This window comes from Pseudomonas nicosulfuronedens, from assembly GCF_005877905.1.
In the GTDB taxonomy this organism is placed as follows: domain Bacteria; phylum Pseudomonadota; class Gammaproteobacteria; order Pseudomonadales; family Pseudomonadaceae; genus Pseudomonas; species Pseudomonas nicosulfuronedens.
The window spans coordinates 247745-266474 of sequence record NZ_SWDV01000001.1 but is presented as its reverse complement, the minus strand read 5'-3'; the positions used below and the strand labels follow the sequence as shown (position 1 = coordinate 266474).

Genomic DNA, 18730 nt, shown 5'->3' with positions numbered 1-18730 from the left:
CCTGCGCCACTTCGCCGACGGTACGTAGTAGTTGCTGGCTGGTGCCGAGCACGGCGCCGATCAGCGCGCGCTGGCCCTCGAGGAAGCGGTTGAAGCCGCGTGCCAGGTCGCCCAGCTCGTCGGCGCGGCTGTCGTCCAGGCGGCGTGTGAGGTCGCCGCCGCCACCGCCAATTTCCAGCAACGCCCGGGTCACCTGGCGGATCGGCCTGGCCAGGCTGCGCGCCATCAGCACCACCAAAGCCAGGCAGAGTAGGGCGACCACAGCCCCGGCCAGGCCGGAGAAGGCCAGCGCCTCGCGGGCGTCGGCGTAGATTTCCGCTTCCGGCACCTCGCTCACCAGGGTCCAGCCCAGGTCATGCAGCGGCAGGCTGGCGGCCAGGTAGTCCTCGCCGCCACGCTCGAAGCGAGCGCTGTGGAAGCCCTGCTGGCCGAGCAGCGCACTGGCGGCGTCGGCGCCGATCAGGTCGCCGAGGATGCGTCCCTTGGGCAGCGAGGCGTCGGGATGGATCTGCACCTGGCCGTCGTTCTTCACCAGGTACACGCGACCGGACTGGCCGAAGCGGAAGTCGCGGATCAGCGTCGACAGCTCACGCATTTCCAGGCCCAACCCGGCGATGCCCAGCAGCTTGCCGCCCTGCTCCACACGCTGGTCGATGAACAGCGCCAGTTCGCCGGTGCTGCCGTCGGTGTCGATGTTCCACATGCGCGGCTTGCCGCTGTCGATGAACTGGAAGTACCAGCTGTCTTTCGGCTCGCTGCGGCTCAGCGTGCGTTCCTTGCCCTTGTCGCTGTAGTAGGCGCCGCTGGCGTTGGAGGTAATCAGTGCGGAGAAGGCCTTCTGCGAGGCACGGATGCCACCCAGGTAGCGGGTGAACTCGGCAAGCTGTTCGGGCTTCTCGCCGGCCGCCAGCCAGTCCTGCACCAGGGTGTTGTCGGCGATGCCGGCCGCCGCGGTGATGGGGCCGGTGAGGCGCTTCTCGAAGTCGTTGGCAATCGCCTGGATGCTCGCCGGCAACGCCTGTTCGAGCAGGTAGCGCTCGCTGAGGCGATTGACCAGCACGGCATACAGGCCGAGGACGATGAGCAGGCTGATGAGCAGGGCAGCGCCCATGCTGAGGATGAGTTGGGTCTGGATACTTCGCAGGCGCATGTTCTTGTTTTCCTCCGAACGCACAACGAGACGCCCGACAGAGGCGGGCGAAGAGACGGGGTCGTTGAGTGTATCGGCGGCGCCAGGAAAAACTGTTGTCCAACTGGTCAGGTTTTTGCGTTTTCTGGCGAGTCGCGGCACGAGCCTTCGCTACACAACTCGGCCCACTCCACCCCTTCGCGCGTCTGCCGGACGGGGGCGTCCTGGTGATAGCGGGCGATGACCTGGGCAGCCACCGAGATGGCCACTTCCAGTGGGCGTTTGCCGGGCACTTCGGGCAGGCCGATGGGACAGTGCATCTGCGCGATCACCTCCTGTGGGTAACCGTGCTGCTCCAGCCTCATCTGGAAGCGCCGGGCCTTGGTGCGCGAGCCGATCATGCCGAGGAAGCCGGCGTCGCCGCGCTTGAGCACCGCCTCGGCAATGGCATAGTCCAGCGGGTGGTTGTGGGTCATGACCAGGAAGTAGCTGCCCGGTGGCGCCTCGTGCACGGCGTCTTCCGGCTCTTCCAACAGACGCACGCGCACGCCCTCGGGAACGGACTGGGGAAACTCCGCTGCGCGGCTGTCCACCCATTCCAGGCGCAGCGGCAGCCCTGCCAGTAGCGGTGCGAGGGCGCGGCCCACGTGGCCGGCACCGAACAGCACGACCTGCGGCCCGCGTGCGGCGAAGCATTCGAACAGCAGGCTGGCGCGCCCGCCGCAGCATTGGCCCAGCCGCGCGCCGAGGGGGAAGTGTTCCAGCGCCTGGCTGTTCTTGCCGGCCAGCAATAGCTGGCGGGCGTGCTCGATGGCGGCAAATTCCAGATGGCCACCGCCGATGGTGTCGAAGGTTTCCCCGGCGGTGACCAGCATCTTGCTGCCGGACTCGCGGGGCGTGGAGCCCTGCACGCCGATCACGGTGATCAGCACGTAGCGCTCGGCGCTGTCGCGCAGGCGGGCGATGGCGTCCATCCAGGTCATGGCCTGAACTCCTCTGCTGGCTGTTCACCCTCTCCCCAGCCCTCTCCCTGAAGGGAGAGGGGGCGGTTCGGTGCAGGATAGGAGGATGGTCTTTTCACGGACAGCGCAACTGCCGGCTGAAGACCCGGAGGAGCGTCGCGCCGGTCGGCCCCCTCTCCCGCCTGCGGGAGAGGGCTGGGGAGAGGGTGCTCTTGCTGGCGCATCGCCTCACAGGCCCAGAGTACCCGCTCCGGCGTCGCCGGCGTATCCAGGTCGGGGCTCAGCCGGTAATCCGCGAGGCTGGCGATGGCGTCGCGCAGCGCCGACCACACCGAGATCGCCAGCATGAACGGCGGTTCGCCCACCGCCTTGGACAGGTACACGCTGTCCTCTTCGTTGGGACGCTCGAACAGCGCCACGCGGAAGTCTTCCGGCGCGTCGCTCACCGCCGGGATCTTGTAGGTGGCCGGTCCCACGGTGAGCAGCTTGCCCGAGTCGTCCCAGCGCAACTCCTCGGTGGTCAGCCAGCCCATGCCCTGGACGAAGCCGCCTTCGATCTGGCCGATGTCGATGGCCGGGTTCACGCTGCGGCCGACGTCGTGGAGGATGTCCACGCGAAGCACGCGGTACTCGCCTGTCAGCGTGTCGATTTCCACCTCGGAGACCGCCGCGCCATAGGCGAAGTAGAAGAATGGGTGGCCCTGGCCCTTCTCGCGGTCGTAGAAGATTTTCGGCGTGCGGTAGAAGCCGGTGGCGGAGAGCTGGATGCGCGCGAAGTAGGCCGCCTGGATCACCTCGGTGAAGCCCAGGTGCTGCGCCCCGACGGTCACTCCGCCTTGCTCGAAGCGAACCTCCTGCGGCTTCACGCCATCCCGTTCGGCAAGGAAGTCGACCAGGCGCTTCTTCAGCGTGCGCGCGGCATCGCGGGCGGCCATGCCGTTCAGGTCGGTGCCGCTGGAGGCGGCGGTGGGCGAGGTGTTGGGCACCTTGTCGGTGCGCGTGGCGGTAATCACCACACGCTCCAGCGGCACCTGAAATTCCTCGGCGACTATCTGCGCGACCTTGGTGTTCAGGCCCTGGCCCATCTCGGTGCCGCCGTGGTTCAGCTGGATGCTGCCGTCGGTGTAGAGGTGGATCAACGCGCCCGCCTGATTCAGATGCTGCGCAGTGAAGGAAATGCCGAATTTCACCGGCGTCAGCGCCAAGCCCTTTTTCAGCACCGGGCTCTGTGCATTGAAGTCGCGGATGCCCGTGCGACGTGCGGCGTACTCGCTGCTCTGTTCCAGTCGCGCAATCAGTTCGCCCAGCAGGTTGTGCTCGACCTTCTGGTGGTAGGGCGTCAGTTCCCTTCCCATTCCACCATAGAGGTTGAGCTTGCGCACCTCCAGCGGGTCCTTGCCCACTGCACGGGCTATGTCGTCCATGGCGCGCTCGATGATCATCATCCCCTGCGGCCCGCCGAAACCGCGGAATGCCGTGTGCGAGACGATGTTGGTAAAGCTGCGGTAGCCGGAGATGGCCACGTCGGGGATGAAGTAGGCGTTGTCGGCATGGAACATCGCGCGGTCGACGATGGCGTCGGAGAGGTCCGGCGAATGGCCGCAGTCGCCCACCACTTCAAGCTGCGCGGCGAGCAGCCGGCCTTCGTTGTCGAAGCCGATGCGGTAGCGGTTGTGGAAGGGGTGGCGCTTGCCGGTCAGGCGCATGTCGTCGGCGCGCGGCAGACGCAGTTTCACCGCGCGACCGGTCTTGTGCGCGAGCAGCGCAGCGAGGCAGGCGAAGGGCGCGGCCTGGGTCTCTTTGCCGCCGAAACCACCGCCCATGCGCCGCACTTCCACGGTGACCTTGGCCAGCGGGATCGCCAGCACTTCGGCGGCCAGTTTCTGTACTTCGCTTGGGTGCTGGCTGGAGGTGTGCACCAGCATGCCGCCGTCGTCGCTGGGCAGGGCGAGCGAGGCCTGGCCTTCGAGGTAGAAATGCTCCTGGCCGCCGATGAACTGGCGCGCCTCCAGCACGTGCGGGGCGCTCTCCAGTGCAGCCTGCGCATCGCCCCGGCGAAGGTGGTGCGGTGGGCGCACGAAGCGCTCCTCGGCCTTGGCCCGCAGCGGGTCGATCAGTGGAGCTTCCTTCGCGTACTCGACCTTCGCCAGGCGTACCGCCCGGCGCGCCTGGATGAGGCTTTCGGCGGCGACCGCGAACAGTGCCTGACCGTGGTATTTCACCCGCTCGCCAGCGAGCAGCGGGTCGCCGGGGAACACCGGGCCGATGTCGGTGTGGCCCGGCACGTCGTCCAGGGTCAGCACGGCCACCACGCCGGGCGCGCTGCGCACGGCATCGAGATCGAGCGAGAGCACGGCGCCGCAGGCGATTTCAGTCAGGCCGACAGCGGCGTGCAGCAGCTCGCGTGGTTCCTTCAGGTCGTCCACGTAGCGCGCGGCACCGCTCACGTGCAGCGTGGCGCTATCGTGTTCGCGGGGCTTTCCCGCGCTGTGGATGGCAACTGCGACGCCGTTGCTGGCCAGCGGTGGCAGGCTACGCATGGCGCACCTCCGCAGGGCATTCGGACCATTCCAGTAGTGCGCGCTGCAACAGGTTCTGCGCCACCTTCAGCCGATAGGCGGCGCTGGCGCGCAGGTCGTCGATGGGCTGGAAATCCTGGGGGATCGCCGCTTGTGCGGCGGCCACGGCAATGGCGTCGAAAGGCCTGCCGCGCAAGGCTGTTTCGGTGTACGCACCGCGCAGCGGCGTGGCCGCCATGCCTCCGCAGGCAAGGCGCGCGTCGGTGACGGTGCCGGCCTCGTCGAGGTCCAGGCGCAGGGCCAGGCAAACGGCGGAAATATCGTCGTCGCGGCGCTTGGATACCTTGTCGACGCGGAACCGCTGGTTCTCGCGCAGGTGTGGAATCAGCAGCGCCTCGATGTATTCGCCGGCTTGCAGGAGCGTCTGGCGGTAGCCGGTGAAGAACCCGTCGATGGGGACTTCGCGCACGCTTCCCGCCTTGCGCAGGCGCAGCCGGGCATCCAGTGCGAGCAGCAGCGGTGGCATGTCGCCGATGGGGGAGGCGTTGGCGATGTTGCCGCCCAGGCTGCCGCGCTGGCGGATCTGCAGGGAGCCAAGGCGTTCGAGCAGGGCGGCGACGCCGGGAAACTCCCGCAGCGCTTCAAGGCAGTCGGCATAGGTTCGCGCGGCGCCGATCAGCAGGTGGTCGGCATGGACCTCCAGGCGCTGGAGTTCGTCGATGCGGTCCAGGTGGATCAGTGCAGGGAAGGCCTTGAGATTCTGCGTGGCTTCCAGCGCCAGGTCGGTGCCGCCGGCAATCAGACGTGCCTGCGGATGACGCTGCAGCAGGGTATCCAGTTCCTCCAGCGAGGCGGGCAACCAGGCCTGCGCCTCGCCGTCGCGCAACGCGCCGGCTGTAGGTATTTCCCGAAGACGGGTGACGGTGAGGGTCGTGTTGTGCGCGAACTGGTCGTGGCAGGGCTGCCCGGCGATCTGCGCGGCGGCGTCGAGGATCGGCCGGTAGCCGGTGCAGCGGCACAGGTTGCCGGAGAGCGCGGTCAGCGCCGTCTCGCGATTGTGTGGCGGCGGCGAGTGGCGCCAGGCGAACAGCGACATGACGATGCCCGGTGTGCAGAAGCCGCACTGCGAGCCGTGGCAGTCCACCATTGCCTGCTGCACCGGATGCAGTGCGCCGGGCTCGCCGAGGTGCTCCACTGTCAGCACCTGGCGCCCGTGGATCGCGCCCAGCAGCGTGATGCAGGCGTTCACCGCGCGGTAGCGCAGCGCTTCGCCCTCAGGTTCGGCGAGCACTACGGTGCAGGCGCCGCAGTCGCCCGAGGCGCAGCCCTCCTTGGTACCGGTGCGCGCACGGTGGATGCGCAGGTAGTCGAGCAGGCTGGTTTCAGGCGCGAGTCCGTCAACCTGGATGGCCTCATCGCCGAGCAGGAACTGGATCATCGGGAGTCCTCGTCGTCAGGCGTGCGGCGTACCGCTTCGCGAAGGCTGTCCGGAATGCGCGAGAGCCCCCCGGCAGCAGCTCTCAGGCACAAGCATAGGCTCGTGGGCGGGCAGGGCAAAAAAGGCGAAGGCCGGGAGAGGGTACAGGGGACCGTACGTCGCATCCGCCGTTGCCCTCCAGTGGCTTTCGCGCCAAGGTGACAGGACCGGTGCCAGCCGCCGGACTCAGGGGGTAGGGCTTGAAGCCGCCAGGCAGAGCCCTCGAAGCGGATATCCAGGCGTAGGATGCAGCGCTTCGCTTGATAGGAAACTTCTTCCTTCTATAAGTATCTCCATAGAAAGACTCAATATTCCTAATGCCCTAAATCAATGGGCCTTTTCTGTCATCAGACGATAATCTTCTACCTGTCGAATTTCTAACGATCGACCCACTCGATTAAACGACAACTCTCTACGAGGAATTGCCTAATGAACCTGATCAACACCCAAGTCCAACCGTTCAAGGTCAACGCTTTCCACAATGGCAAGTTCATCGAAGTCACCGAGCAGTCCCTGAAGGGCAAGTGGTCGGTACTGATCTTCATGCCGGCAGCCTTCACCTTCAACTGCCCGACCGAGATCGAAGACGCCGCCAACAACTACGCTGCGTTCCGTGATGCTGGTACCGAGGTTTACATCGTGACCACCGACACCCACTTCTCCCACAAGGTGTGGCACGAAACCTCCCCGGCTGTTGGCAAGGCTCAGTTCCCGCTGATCGGCGACCCGACCCACCAGCTGACCAACGCTTTCGGCGTGCACATCCCGGAAGAAGGCCTGGCCCTGCGCGGCACCTTCGTGATCAACCCGGAAGGCGTGATCAAGACCGTCGAAATCCACTCCAACGAGATCGCTCGTGACGTCGGCGAAACCCTGCGCAAGCTGAAAGCTGCCCAGTACACCGCCGCTCACCCGGGCGAAGTCTGCCCGGCCAAGTGGAAAGAAGGCGAGAAGACCCTGGCTCCGTCCCTGGACCTGGTCGGCAAGATCTAAGAACGGTCGGGAAGCGGTTGCGCGGTGGCTCCCGCCGCGCAACCTCCGGGCGCTCGCCCGACGGCTTCCCCCACCGTTTTGCAACACCCCGAGGATGCCTACCGGCATCCTCCCTACCTAAAGCCAAAAGCGTGTGTAGGGTGGGCCAGAAGGCTCGCCGGGGAACCCCTTTGCTCAAATTCCGAGGATCTGGATCATGTTGGACGCCACGCTTAAAACCCAGTTGAAGGCCTACCTGGAAAAGGTCCAGCAGCCGTTCGAGATCGTCGCTTCCCTCGATGACAGCGACAAATCCCGCGAGCTGAGCGAACTGCTGCACGACATCGTCGGCCTGACCGACAAGATCACCCTGCGTGAAGACGGCAGCGATGCCCGCAAGCCTTCCTTCGCGCTGAACCGCCCCGGGGCGAACATCGGCCTGGCTTTCGCCGGTATCCCCATGGGCCACGAATTCACCTCCCTGGTGCTGGCGCTGCTGCAGGTTGGCGGCCACCCGTCCAAGCTCGACGCGCAAGTGATCGAGCAGATCAAGGGCATCCAGGGTTCGTTCGAGTTCGAAACCTACTTCTCGCTGTCCTGCCAGAACTGCCCGGACGTGGTCCAGGCGCTGAACCTGATGGCTGTGCTCAACCCGAACATCCGCCACGTCGCCATCGATGGCGCGTTGTTCCAGGAAGAAGTCGAGCGCCGCCAGGTGATGGCTGTACCGAGCCTCTACCTCAACGGTGAAGTGTTCGGCCAGGGCCGCATGGGCGTGGAGGAAATCCTCGCCAAGATCGACACCGGCGCCGCAGCCCGCGAAGCCGAGAAGCTGTCGGCGAAAGAAGAATTCGATGTACTGGTCGTCGGCGGTGGCCCGGCCGGTGCTGCGGCCGCCATCTACGCCGCCCGTAAAGGCATCCGTACCGGTGTCGCGGCCGAGCGCTTCGGTGGCCAGGTGCTGGACACCATGGCGATCGAGAACTTCATCTCGGTGACCGAGACCGAAGGCCCGAAACTGGCTCGCCAGCTGGAAGAGCACGTCAAGCACTACGACGTCGACATCATGAACCTGCAGCGCGCCAGTGCGCTGATTCCGGCGAAGACCGCCGGCGGCCTGCACGAAGTGCAGTTCGAGGGTGGCGGCAGCCTGAAGGCCAAGTCCGTGATCCTGGCCACCGGCGCCCGCTGGCGCGAAATGGGTGTGCCGGGCGAGAAGGAATACAAGGCCAAGGGTGTGTGCTTCTGCCCGCACTGCGACGGCCCGCTGTTCAAGGGCAAGCGCGTGGCGGTGATCGGTGGCGGTAACTCCGGCGTCGAGGCGGCCATCGACCTGGCCGGTATCGTCAGCCACGTGACCCTGCTGGAGTTCGACAGCAAGCTGCGCGCTGACGCCGTACTGCAACGCAAGCTGTTCAGCCTGCCGAACGTGGAAGTGATCACCAGCGCACTGACCAGCGAAGTGAAAGGCGATGGCCAGAAAGTCACCGGGCTGGTCTACAAGGACCGCAACTCGGAAGAGTTCAAGTCCATCGAGCTGGAAGGCATCTTCGTGCAGATCGGCCTGCTGCCCAACAGCGAATGGCTCAAGGGCACCATCGAGCTGACCCCGCGTGGCGAGATCATCGTCGACGCTCGCGGTGAAACCTCGCTGCCGGGCATCTTCGCCGCCGGTGACGTGACCACCGTACCGTACAAGCAGATCGTGATCGCGGTCGGCGAAGGCGCCAAAGCGTCGCTCTCCGCCTTCGATCATCTGATCCGCTCCTCCGCGCCAGCCTGATGACCTCGCGCTAGAGAAAGAAACGCCCGGTTCACGAGAGTGAACCGGGCGTTTCTTTTGTGCAGTGCGTGTCTGTCGGTTCAGGCGCTTGGATTGGCGCCCTCTCCCTAACCCTCTCCCTGAAGGGAGAGGGGACTGTTCGGCAGGCGCTGATATCTCTGGGCTTTCCGGCTGACTTCGAAACATGTCGCGGCAGAGGACGGCTCCCTCTCCCTTCAGGGAGAGGGCGGGGGAGAGGGCCAGCCCCCGCTCCAAACCTTCAAAGAATCGGCGACACCAGCCGTGCCACCCGCATCCCCAACTGCTGCAGCCGATGCACGCGCTTGCGGTCGTCCAGGGTCATCTCCACCGACTGGGCGAAGTCCTCTTCCAGCATGCTCTCCACGTCGCGAGCGAAGCCTTCGTCGACGGTGATCACCATGATCTCGAAGTTCAGGCGGAAGGAGCGGTTGTCCAGGTTGGCGCTGCCTACGGCGGCGCTGTCGTGGTCGATCAGCACCACCTTCTGGTGCAGGAACCCGGGCTGGTAGCGGAACACCCGTACGCCAGCGCGCACGGCTTCCAGCGCGTAGAGGCTGGAGGCGGCGTAGACCGTCTTGTGGTCCGGCCGCGAGGGCAGCAGGATGCGCACGTCCACGCCGCGCAGCACCGCCAGGCGCAGGGCGGCGGCGACGGCTTCGTCGGGGACAAAATACGGCGTGGTGATCCACACCCGCTCCACCGCCGCGTTGATCGACTCGACGAAGAACAGCGAGCAGGTTTCCTGGGTGTCCGCTGGCCCGCTGGGCACCACCTGGCAGAGCATCCCGGCATCGTCGTAGCCATCGGGCAGGATCAGTGTCGGCAGCGCGTGGGTGGCCCAGAACCAGTCCTCGGCGAAGCACTCCTGCAAGCAGGCCACCGCTGGGCCGTGCAGCTCGATGTGGGTGTCGCGCCAGGGTGCCAGCGGCGGCTTCTCGCCCAGGTATTCGACGCCAACGTTGTGTCCGCCGACGAAACCGCGTACGCCGTCGACCACCACGATCTTGCGGTGGTTGCGGAAGTTGACCTGGAAGCGGTTGATCATCCCGCTGCCGGTGCTGAAGGCATGTACCTGCACGCCGCCCTGGCGCAGTTTTTCCACATAGCGGCGCGGCAGCGAATGGCTGCCGATGCCGTCATACATCAGGAACACATCCACACCGTTGGCGGCGCGCTCCATCAGCAGTTGCGCCAGGCGCTGGCCAAGGGCGTCGTCGCGGATGATGAAGAACTGCACCAGGATGACTTTCCGCGCGCTGGAGATGGCCTCGAACATCGCGTCGAAGGAGGCCTTGCCGTTCACCAGCAGGCGCACCTTGTTGTTCGCCAGCGTCGGCATGCGCGCCAGGCCAACCATGGCCTTGAGCGATTTGTAGGCGTGGTACTGGCGGGCGGCGAGGGCTTCTTCCACCCAGGGGCGCCAGTCCAGCTCGGCGGCGGCCACGTGCATTTCCTCGTTGGCCTGCCGGCGCGCGCCGATGTAGGCGTCAAAGCGGCTGCGACCGAAGACCAGGTAGGGCACCAGGGTCAGCAGTGGCATGAACACCAGCGAAGTGGCCCAGGCGATGGCGCCCTGAGCGGTGCGCACGCTGAGCACGGCGTGGACCGCGGCGATGATTCCCAGCAACTGGATGACCACCAGGAAGTGGGCGATGTAGGCGGAGTAATGCATGGGCGCGCGATCGGTTCCTTGTGCTCGGCGTTGGCTTTGAGCCTAGTTGACTCCCGGCGGCTGCGGCCAGTGGTGGATCGGGCCTCGCCAGTGTTCGTAGGCTTTTCCCAAGCGCAGCACAGTGATGTCGGCGAAGCGCGGGCCGACGATCTGCAGGCCGATGGGCATGCCGGCGCTGGTGAAGCCACAGTTGATTGAGAGTGCCGGTTGCTCGGACATGTTCCAGGGTACGGTGAAGCCGATGTGCTCGAAGGGCAGCGCCGGGTCGTTGGTGGGCGAGGCCCATTCGGCCGGGAAGGCGGAGACCTGGTTGGTCGGCGAGAGCAGGAAGTCTACTTCGTGGAATTGCTCGGCAGCCCGTCGACGCATGTCGAAAGTGCGGTTGTAGCCGCGCACCGCGTCGGCGCCGCTGACCGAGGCGCCGCCCTCGGCCCACTGGTAGATGTAGGGCAGCACCTTGGCCTGGCGCTCCCGGGGCAGGTTTTCCAGCTCGGCCCAGAGGCGTGCGCGCCAGAACTTGTCGAGGCCGTCGAGCAACTCGCGATCGAGGATCGGTCGGACTTCGACGATTTCCGCGCCCGCATCGGCGAAGCGCCGCGCGGCTGCCTCGACGGCGTCGCGTACTTCGGGTTCGGGCTGCAGGCCGCAGCCGGGATCGAGTTGCAGGCCGATGCGCAGGCCCTGCACGTCCAGCGGCTCGATGTGCCAGTCCAGTTCCTCCGGCGGCAGGGACGTGGCGTCGCGCCAGTCCGGGCGGGCGAGGTGCTTCATCATCAGCGCCGCGTCATCCAGGGTGCGGGTCATGGGCCCGGCGCAGCGCCCGGTGTAGTAGGGGTCGATGGGAATACGCCCGAAGCTCGGCTTGAACCCGACCAGGCCGCACCAGCCCGCCGGCAGCCGCACCGAGCCGCCGATGTCGGTGCCGATGTGCAGCGGCCCGTAGCCGGCGGCGGCGGCCGAGGCGGCGCCAGCGCTGGAGCCGCCGGGGTTCATGCGCAGGTCCCAGGGGTTGCGCGCCAGTTCGTGGAAGCTGGAGAGCCCGGAGGAGAGCATGCCGAAGTCCGGCACCGTGGTCTTGCCCAGCAGGATCGCGCCGGCCTCGAACATCCGCGCGGCGGGCGGTGCATCGCCGGTGGAAGGTTGCAGCAGGGTGGCGGCGCAGCCCTGGGGAATCGGGTCGCCACGGGTGGCGATCAGCTCCTTGATGGTCACCGGCACGCCATCCAGTTCGCCACAGGGCGCGCAGCGAATCCAGCGCGCCTCGGAGCGCCGCGCCTGCTCCATCGCCCGCTGCGGATCGAAGGCGAAGAGCGCGCAAAGCTGCGGTTCCCAGCGGTCGATGTGAGCGATCAGGTGTTCCAGGTACTCGACGGGGGAAAGCTGGTGCGAGCGGTACAGGGCCAGCAGTTCGACGGCGGACAGGTCGTGCAACGGGGGCATGGCGGTCTCCGGCGTGGGGCTATGCCTCACCCTAGCCGAATCCGCGCCGCGATGGGATAGGCGCGGTCGTCACACCGCGCTCCATGCTCCGGTCGTCAGAGGTCGGAATCAGGCGCGCTGGCGCGATTGCTGGTCGATCAGGTACTGCAGGCGATAGAGATGACGGTAGCCCGATTCCCAGGCGCCGTGGCCGGATTTCACGTTGATGTGCCCGGCGGACGGCAGGATCACCGTCTCGGTGCCCCAGGCGCGGCCGAGGATCAATGCGCGCTGCGGGCTGCAGGCAGCGTCGTTGTCCGAACCCACCAGCACGGCGGGGAAGGGCAGCGCCTGCGCGGCGATGGGGGCGAAGTTGCGCAGCGCTTCGTGGCAGGTTTCCCGTTCCACGTCGGCCGGGGCGACCAGCAGGGCGCCGGCGACCTGGGCGAGGGCGCGGCGGTCGGCGCGGGCCGCCCAGGAGGCAACGGTGACGCAGCCCAGGCTGTGGGCGATCAGCACCACGCGGCCGGGTTCGCGGCGGATTTCGCGGTCCAGTTCGGCAACCCAGTCGTGGTGCTGCGGGGTGATCCAGTCCTGCTGCTGCACCCGCGCGGCGTTCGGCAGGGCGCGCTGCCAATGGCTCTGCCAGTGGGCGTCGTCGGATCCGTGCCAGCCCGGCACGATCAGGTAGCGGATGCGTTCGTTGCGCATGAAGCGGCCCTCTCGAATCGTCATGAGAAGGCATTCTAGGGAGGGTTTTAATATTCGTTAAGGAATAAGAAATTCTTTGCTTATGCAGTATTTAAGCTAAACGAATCGCTATAAGCCTTCATTCCTGCGCCCGGCGCAACGGACAGCAGCGCGCCAGGATGCCTTCCAGGTTGAGGTCGGGCATGGCGTAATCGCGCAGTGCCTTGGCGGTCTGCTCGACGTAGTCGCGGGTGGTGCCGAAGTGGCCCTGGGCGCTGTCGAGTACGTGCTGGACGATGTTGTCGGGCAGGGAGCCTGCGTAGCTGGGCAAGTGGCGTTCGAGGACGAAGCCCAGGGCGCGCACGCGGCTGCCGTCGTCGAGGCGGCAGTTCAGCCATTCCGGGCGGTAGGAGGCATAGGGCATTTCCCGTTCCCAGAGCGCGTAGAGATTGGCGTCGAGGTGGTCTTCCGGCAGGCGGAAGGCGAAGCCCGAGCAGGAGCCGCCACGGTCCAGGCCCAGCACCAGGCCCGGTGCTTCCGGGGTGCCGCGGTGGGTGAGGGACCACAGGTAGAGCCCGCGGTGGTAGCCATGTACCCGCGCGCGGCGTGCCTCGGCCACCGGGAATTCCGGGCGCCAGATCAGCGAGCCGTAGGCGAACAGCCACACCGGGCCGGCGCCGTGTTCGCTCATGGTGATGTCGAGCGAGGCGCGCAGCTGTGCGGGTGTGAAACGTTCCGGCACCCCCAGTGTCGGTGGATAGAACGGGCCTTCCGAAGCGGGAGACGATGTCATGCGGTACCCCTCAGGTCTCCTAACTGTCATCAACTTAGTAGAACTGCGGCGGCCACGGAAGGGCCTGAAAGGCATAGGTTTATTGCCGAGGTGGGGATGACGACGAACGGCGGTGGACGGATCAGGGGCGGTTCGCGAGCAAGCTCGCTCCGACAAAGAGCGCTCCGGCTCAAACCTGTAGGAGCGAGCTTGCTCGCGAACCCGACATCCGGCGGATGTCGAAGCCGGGCATAAAAAAAGGCCGCTCACCCCTGCCTGAGTATTGGGAGAGCGGCCTTGAAGCTCGGTACGTTGTGGAGGTCCCTTTCTACACCCGCTCTGTTTCAGGTGTCTTACAGGTGCCTCAGCGCGCGGTGATCACCGCCAGCTTGGTAATGCCCGCCTTCTCGATGGAGGCCATGGCCTTGGCCACCTGGCCGTAGTTCACGTTCTCGTCGGCCTGCAGCTGCACACGCACTTCTGCGTCCCTGGCCTTGGCCGCCTGCAGGTTGCCTTGCAGGAGTTCCGGCTGAATTTCGTCCTTGTTGATGAACCACTTGCCGGCGCCGTCGATGCTCACCACCAGCGGGTCCTTCTGCTCCGGCGGGGCGACCGCCTCGGTCTTGGGCAGGTTGATCGGAATGGCGTTGGTCAGCAGCGGCGCGGTAACGATGAACACCACCAGCAGCACCAGCATCACGTCCACCAGCGGGGTGACGTTGATCTCGGAGAGAACCTCGTCGCTGTCCTGGGTCGAGAAGGCCATGTCAGCTCGCCTCCTTCACGCTGGCGCCGGCAGCCGGTTTGCGCGCGGCGGTGGGCAGGGTGACGACGCGGAAGGCGCTCTTCTGCGCGAGGCTGTAGAAGTCGTGGGCGAAGTCGTCGAGGTCGGCCGCCGTGAGCTTCAGGCGACGGAGGAAGTAGTTGTAGACCAGCACCGCCGGCACGGCGACGGCGATACCCACGCCGGTGGCGATCAGTGCGCTGCCAATGGGGCCGGCGACCGTTTCCAGACTAGCCGAACCGGCCGCGCTGATGCCCTTGAGCGCTTCCATGATGCCCCACACGGTGCCGAACAGGCCGATGAAGGGCGAGGTGGAACCGATCGAGGCGAGCACCGCGAGGCCGGACTCCAGGGAGCGGCGCTCGCGCTGGATCTGCTGGCGCAGGGCGCGCTCGAGGCGGTCCTGGTGGTTGATCGACTGGGCGAGGTCCGGCTGGCCGTTGTCCTGGACCTGGATGGCGGCGAATCCGGCCTGGGCGACACGGGCGCCGGCGCCGGGCTTGCCGGCGGCCTGGTCACCGGCCGATTCGAGGCTGGTGGCGCTCCAGAACTGCTTCTGGAAGCGCTTGTCCTGGGACTTCTGGCGGGTGAACTGGACGCCTTTCACCAGGGCCAGGGCCCAGGTGACGACAGAGAAGCCGACCAGCAGCCAGATGACTGCGCCTTCGACGGATTCCAGGGGGTTCAGGGGCAGACTCATGGGTGTTCTCCTTCCGCGTTTCTCGTGCGGCTGATCTGGGCAAGTTGAATCAATGCAATTTGAAATCGATGGGTACGCTGACCCAGCCGTCCTGGGCTACGTCGCCGCGCTTGGCGGGGACGAAGCTCCAGCGTTTCACCGCGCGCACCGCCGCATCGTCCAGGGCGTCGCGGCCGCTGCTCTTCTGCACCTGGATCTCGCTCGGGCTACCGCTGGCGAGGACATGCACCCGCAGCAGCACGGTGCCTTCCCAGCCACGGCGCTGGGCCAGTGGCGGGTATTCCGGTGCCGGGTTCTTCAGGTAACCGGCGTTGGCCGAGGGCGGCGTCAGCGGGGCCGGAGCCGGCGCTGGCGGAGCGGGTGGTGCCGGTTGCGGCGGCGGGGTTTCGGCCTTGGGCGGCGTGGGCTGCTCGACCGGCTTGGGCACGGGCTTGGGGACCGGTTTCGGCTTAGGTTTCGAGACGGGTTTAGGGATCGGCTTGGGCGGCGGCGGTTTCACCGCGTTCTCGTCCACCACCGGGGGCGGCGGCTCCTGCACCACCGGCTCGGGAATCGGCTCGGGCGGTGGTGGCTCGACCACGGGCGGAGTGGGTGCGGTGAACTCGATGGTCATCGGCGGCACCTGCGGCGGCACTTCCGGCAACTGCGGAGTGGGCTGCTGGCTCAGCCAGTAGATCACCGCGCCGTGTAGCGTCAGGGTGAACAGACCGAGCAGGACGGCTTCGCGGCGGCTCAGCGCACGGGCTTTTGCCGGCACATGGCGGCCCAGCTCCAGCGCGTGACGCAACGGGCGTCCGAGATCGACCAGGTCGCCGCCGGGCACGTGGCGCAGGAAAGCATCCGGCGCGAGGGCATGCTGGGGTTGAGCCATGAACGATCTCCTTGCAGGTCTGCGCGGCTCTACGTCGCGCTTGAAACGGACCTGCATGATTGGCGGAGCGTCTTAGCTCTTGAAGTGATTGTTTCTCTTATTTAAATAACTTTCAGTGCTATGTGTTTTTGGAGAATCGCTGCAGGCCACGCCGTACGGGCCTTTGCGTGATTTCGCAAAAAACCGATGCCTTTGCGGCATGGAAAATATGCAGGAAAGGTTGGTGAAAAATTGCTCAATACGCCGGGATAGAGCGGCCGGCGGAACCCTCTAGGAGCGAGGTTGCTCGCGAACGGTGCTCGCCGATGGCAGCGGCGCTGGGTGGGTTCGCGAGCAAGCTCGCTCCTACAAAAGCCAAAAGCCGGAAACGAAAAAGCCCGGTCATTCGACCGGGCTTTTTTGAGCGTCAGCTTCGCGGCGATCAGAAGGCTGGAACGACGGCGCCCTTGTACTTCTCGAGGATGAACTGCTTCACCTCGGGGCTGTGCAGGGCGGCCGCCAGCTTCTGCATGGCGGCGCTGTCCTTGTTGTCCGGGCGGGCAACCAGGATGTTCACGTAGGGCGAATCGGCGCCTTCGATGGCCAGCGCGTCCTTGGTGGGGTTCAGCTTGGCTTCCAGGGCGTAGTTGGTGTTGATCAGGGCGAGGTCGACCTGGGTCAGCACGCGCGGCAGGGTGGCCGCCTCCAGCTCACGCACCTTGATGTTCTTCGGGTTCTCGACGATGTCCTTCGGGGTGGCGGTGATGGACTTGTTGTCCTTGAGCTTGATCACGCCGGCCTTGTCCAGCAGCAGCAGGGCGCGGCCGCCGTTGGTGGCGTCGTTGGGAATCACCACGGTGGCGCCGGAGGGCAGCTCTTCGAGCTTCTTGAACTTGGTGGAGTAGGCGCCCAGCGGCTCGATGTGCACGCCGGTGACGGCGATCAGGCTGGTGCCCTTGGTCTTGTTGAACTCATCCAGGTACGGCTGGTGCTGGAAGAAGTTGGCGTCCAGGCGCTTCTCGGCGACCTGGGTGTTGGGCTGCACGTAGTCGGTGAATTCCTTCACCTTCAGCTCCACCCCTTCCTTGGCCAGGATGGGTTTGACGAAGTTGAGGATCTCGGCGTGCGGCACCGGGGTGGCGGCGACGGTCAGGCTCTCGGCGGCCTGGGCCAGCGGGGTGGCGATGACTGCGGCGGCAGCGAACGCGGCGAACAGCTTCTTCATGGTTGGCTCCTTGGTCGGCCCGCATCCGGCGGGCCTTGTGGTTATTTGCGCGAGTAGTGGACCACCAGCTTGTCGCCGACGGTCTGCAGGATCTGGACGAGTACCACCAGCATCACCACGGTGAGCAGCATCACGTCGTCCTGGAAGCGTTGGTAGCCGTAGCGGATCGCCAGGTCGCCGAGGCCGCCGGCGCCCACCACACCGGCCATCGCGGTGTAGGACACCAGGGTGATGGCGGTGACGGTGATGGCGGCGATGATGCCCGGACGGGCTTCGGGCAGCAGCGCGTTCCAGATGATCTGGCGGGTGCTGGCGCCCATCGCCTGGGTGGCTTCGATGATGCCCTTGTCCACCTCGCGTAGCGCGGTTTCCACCAGGCGCGCGAAGAACGGCGTGGCACCCACCACCAGCGGCGGGATGGCCCCGGCGACGCCCAACGAAGTGCCGACCAGGATCACCGTGAGCGGGATCAGTACGATCAGCAGGATGATGAACGGCAGCGAGCGCAGCACGTTGACGATGAACGCCAGCACGCCGTAGATGCCGCGGTTGGCGAACATCTGCTTGGGCCCGGTGAGGAACAGCAGCACGCCCAGCGGCAGGCCGAGGATGACGGTGAACAGCAGCGAACCGCCGAGCATCCAGAAGGTATCGAGGCTGGCCTGGAGGATTTCCGACCAATCGATGTTTACGAAAAAGTCGCTCATGCGCGCAGCACCTCCACATGGACCTCGGCGGCGTTGAGTTGCGCCATGGCGGCCTCGATGTCGCCGCCCACCAGGGACAGGGTGAGCTGGCCGTAGGGCTGGTCCTTGATGCGGTCGATACGCCCGGCAAGGATGCTGTAGTCGACGCCGGTCTGGCGCGCGACGGTGCCCAGCAGCGGCGCGTAGGTCGCCTCGCCACGGAAGGTCAGGCGCAGGATGCGGCCCGGCACGTGGGCGAAGTCATCGTGCTGCTCGTCCTCGTCGACTCGTTCGGCCTCGAAGACGAAACGTCGGGTGGTGTCGTGCTGCGGATGGAGGAACACGTCGGCGACCTCGCCCTGTTCGACGATGCGCCCAGCATCCATCACTGCCACCTGGTCGCAGACGCGGCGGATCACGTCCATCTCGTGGGTGATCAGGACGATGGTCAGCTTCAGCTCGCGGTTGATCTCGGCCAGCAATTGCAGGACCTGGCCGGTGGTCTGCGGGTCGAGGGCGCTGGTGGCTTCGTCGCAGAGCAGGATGGTCGGTCGGCAGGCCAGGGCACGGGCGATGCCGACGCGCTGCTTCTGGCCGCCGGAGAGCTGCGCGGGGTATTTGCGGGCGTGGTCCTTGAGGCCGACGCGCTCGAGCAGTTCGTCCACTCGCGCGGTGATCTCGGCGGCGCTGAAGGTACCGGCGAGCTTCATCGGCATGGCGATGTTGTCGGCGACGGTCTTGGAGGCCAGCAGGTTGAAGTGCTGGAAGATCATCCCGACGCGCTGGCGGAAGCGGCGCAGGCCGTCGGCGTCCAGGGCGGTGATGTCTTCGCCATCGATGACGATGCGCCCGCCGCTGGGCTCTTCCAGGCGGTTGATCAGGCGCAGCAGGGTACTTTTACCGGCGCCGGAATGGCCGATCAGGCCGAACACCTGGCCGCCCTCGATGGACAGGCGGGTCGGCTGCAGGGCCGGGATATCGCGTCCGGCGACGCGATAGGTCTTGTGGACGTCGTGGAATTCGATCACTTAGCGAACCTTGTGGGTACGGGGAGGCGCCGCTCGCTGCC

The 18730-nt window shown here is 66.2% G+C and carries 15 protein-coding genes and 1 pseudogene; 2 read left to right on the top strand and 14 right to left on the bottom strand.

Annotated features, from left to right (window positions below):
• Positions 1-88: 88 nt before the first annotated feature.
• From FAS41_RS31390 to xdhA, 4 genes and pseudogenes are all read right to left on the bottom strand, one after another.
• Positions 89-1111, bottom strand: a pseudogene (locus FAS41_RS31390) (HAMP domain-containing protein); the annotation flags it as partial.
• Between the two features lie 146 nt (positions 1112-1257).
• Positions 1258-2112: a xanthine dehydrogenase accessory protein XdhC gene (gene xdhC, locus FAS41_RS01320; protein WP_138519909.1), complete on the bottom strand. Its 855-nt coding sequence runs from the start codon at positions 2110-2112 to the stop codon at positions 1258-1260.
• Complete coding sequence (gene xdhB, locus FAS41_RS01315; RefSeq protein ID WP_138519908.1) at positions 2109-4631, bottom strand: xanthine dehydrogenase molybdopterin binding subunit; 2523 nt, start codon at positions 4629-4631, stop codon at positions 2109-2111. The genes xdhC and xdhB overlap by 4 nt, the downstream gene beginning before the upstream one ends.
• On the bottom strand, positions 4624-6048 hold the full coding sequence (gene xdhA / locus FAS41_RS01310; protein WP_138519907.1) for a xanthine dehydrogenase small subunit: 1425 nt from the start codon (positions 6046-6048) through the stop codon (positions 4624-4626). Before xdhA ends, xdhB begins: the two co-directional genes overlap by 8 nt.
• Positions 6049-6516: 468 nt before the next feature.
• Here xdhA and ahpC point away from each other — a divergent pair, with 468 nt between their 5' ends.
• On the top strand, positions 6517-7080 hold the full coding sequence (gene ahpC, locus FAS41_RS01305) for an alkyl hydroperoxide reductase subunit C (protein WP_037016170.1): 564 nt from the start codon (positions 6517-6519) through the stop codon (positions 7078-7080).
• Positions 7081-7276: 196 nt separating this feature from the next.
• On the top strand, positions 7277-8842 hold the full coding sequence (ahpF, locus tag FAS41_RS01300) for an alkyl hydroperoxide reductase subunit F (RefSeq protein WP_138519906.1): 1566 nt from the start codon (positions 7277-7279) through the stop codon (positions 8840-8842).
• Positions 8843-9101: 259 nt separating this feature from the next.
• Here the strand turns inward: ahpF and cls are convergent, their stop codons facing one another.
• From cls to FAS41_RS01250, 10 genes are all read right to left on the bottom strand, one after another.
• Positions 9102-10535 carry a cardiolipin synthase gene (gene cls / locus FAS41_RS01295; RefSeq protein ID WP_138519905.1) on the bottom strand — a complete coding sequence of 478 codons (1434 nt, stop codon included), beginning with the start codon at positions 10533-10535 and terminating at the stop codon, positions 9102-9104.
• A gap of 42 nt (positions 10536-10577) precedes the next feature.
• A complete protein-coding gene (locus FAS41_RS01290) occupies positions 10578-11975 on the bottom strand; it encodes an amidase (protein WP_138519904.1) in 1398 nt (465 codons plus the stop codon).
• Between the two features lie 108 nt (positions 11976-12083).
• Positions 12084-12665 (bottom strand): alpha/beta hydrolase, encoded by a 582-nt coding sequence (locus FAS41_RS01285; RefSeq protein ID WP_138520032.1) that lies wholly within the window; start codon positions 12663-12665, stop codon positions 12084-12086.
• 118 nt (positions 12666-12783) lie between these two features.
• The gene (locus tag FAS41_RS01280) at positions 12784-13437 is read right to left on the bottom strand and encodes a gamma-glutamylcyclotransferase (protein ID WP_138519903.1); all 654 of its coding nucleotides are present in this window, start codon (positions 13435-13437) and stop codon (positions 12784-12786) included.
• 343 nt (positions 13438-13780) lie between these two features.
• On the bottom strand, positions 13781-14182 hold the full coding sequence (locus FAS41_RS01275; protein ID WP_138519902.1) for an ExbD/TolR family protein: 402 nt from the start codon (positions 14180-14182) through the stop codon (positions 13781-13783).
• Position 14183: 1 nt separating this feature from the next.
• On the bottom strand, positions 14184-14900 hold the full coding sequence (locus tag FAS41_RS01270) for a MotA/TolQ/ExbB proton channel family protein (RefSeq protein WP_081518836.1): 717 nt from the start codon (positions 14898-14900) through the stop codon (positions 14184-14186).
• Positions 14901-14949: 49 nt separating this feature from the next.
• Complete coding sequence (locus FAS41_RS01265; RefSeq protein WP_138519901.1) at positions 14950-15771, bottom strand: energy transducer TonB; 822 nt, start codon at positions 15769-15771, stop codon at positions 14950-14952.
• A 421-nt stretch (positions 15772-16192) separates the two neighbouring features.
• Positions 16193-16975 carry a MetQ/NlpA family ABC transporter substrate-binding protein gene (locus tag FAS41_RS01260; RefSeq protein ID WP_138519900.1) on the bottom strand — a complete coding sequence of 261 codons (783 nt, stop codon included), beginning with the start codon at positions 16973-16975 and terminating at the stop codon, positions 16193-16195.
• 41 nt (positions 16976-17016) lie between these two features.
• Positions 17017-17682, bottom strand: a complete 666-nt coding sequence (locus tag FAS41_RS01255; protein WP_024766991.1) for a methionine ABC transporter permease — start codon at positions 17680-17682, stop codon at positions 17017-17019.
• Positions 17679-18689, bottom strand: coding sequence for a methionine ABC transporter ATP-binding protein (locus FAS41_RS01250; RefSeq protein ID WP_138519899.1), 1011 nt, complete (start codon positions 18687-18689; stop codon positions 17679-17681). Before FAS41_RS01250 ends, FAS41_RS01255 begins: the two co-directional genes overlap by 4 nt.
• Positions 18690-18730: the final 41 nt, after the last annotated feature.

Bases quoted from the DNA above. Each gene is read 5' to 3' on its own strand.
- xdhC (WP_138519909.1), bottom strand. From the start codon at position 2,112: ATGACCTGGATGGACGCCATCGCCCGCCTGCGCGACAGCGCCGAGCGC.
- xdhB (WP_138519908.1), bottom strand. From the start codon at position 4,631: ATGCGTAGCCTGCCACCGCTGGCCAGCAACGGCGTCGCAGTTGCCATC.
- xdhA (WP_138519907.1), bottom strand. From the start codon at position 6,048: ATGATCCAGTTCCTGCTCGGCGATGAGGCCATCCAGGTTGACGGACTC.
- ahpC (WP_037016170.1), top strand. From the start codon at position 6,517: ATGAACCTGATCAACACCCAAGTCCAACCGTTCAAGGTCAACGCTTTC.
- ahpF (WP_138519906.1), top strand. From the start codon at position 7,277: ATGTTGGACGCCACGCTTAAAACCCAGTTGAAGGCCTACCTGGAAAAG.
- cls (WP_138519905.1), bottom strand. From the start codon at position 10,535: ATGCATTACTCCGCCTACATCGCCCACTTCCTGGTGGTCATCCAGTTG.
- FAS41_RS01290 (WP_138519904.1), bottom strand. From the start codon at position 11,975: ATGCCCCCGTTGCACGACCTGTCCGCCGTCGAACTGCTGGCCCTGTAC.
- FAS41_RS01285 (WP_138520032.1), bottom strand. From the start codon at position 12,665: ATGCGCAACGAACGCATCCGCTACCTGATCGTGCCGGGCTGGCACGGA.
- FAS41_RS01280 (WP_138519903.1), bottom strand. From the start codon at position 13,437: ATGACATCGTCTCCCGCTTCGGAAGGCCCGTTCTATCCACCGACACTG.
- FAS41_RS01275 (WP_138519902.1), bottom strand. From the start codon at position 14,182: ATGGCCTTCTCGACCCAGGACAGCGACGAGGTTCTCTCCGAGATCAAC.
- FAS41_RS01270 (WP_081518836.1), bottom strand. From the start codon at position 14,900: ATGAGTCTGCCCCTGAACCCCCTGGAATCCGTCGAAGGCGCAGTCATC.
- FAS41_RS01265 (WP_138519901.1), bottom strand. From the start codon at position 15,771: ATGGCTCAACCCCAGCATGCCCTCGCGCCGGATGCTTTCCTGCGCCAC.
- FAS41_RS01260 (WP_138519900.1), bottom strand. From the start codon at position 16,975: ATGAAGAAGCTGTTCGCCGCGTTCGCTGCCGCCGCAGTCATCGCCACC.
- FAS41_RS01255 (WP_024766991.1), bottom strand. From the start codon at position 17,682: ATGAGCGACTTTTTCGTAAACATCGATTGGTCGGAAATCCTCCAGGCC.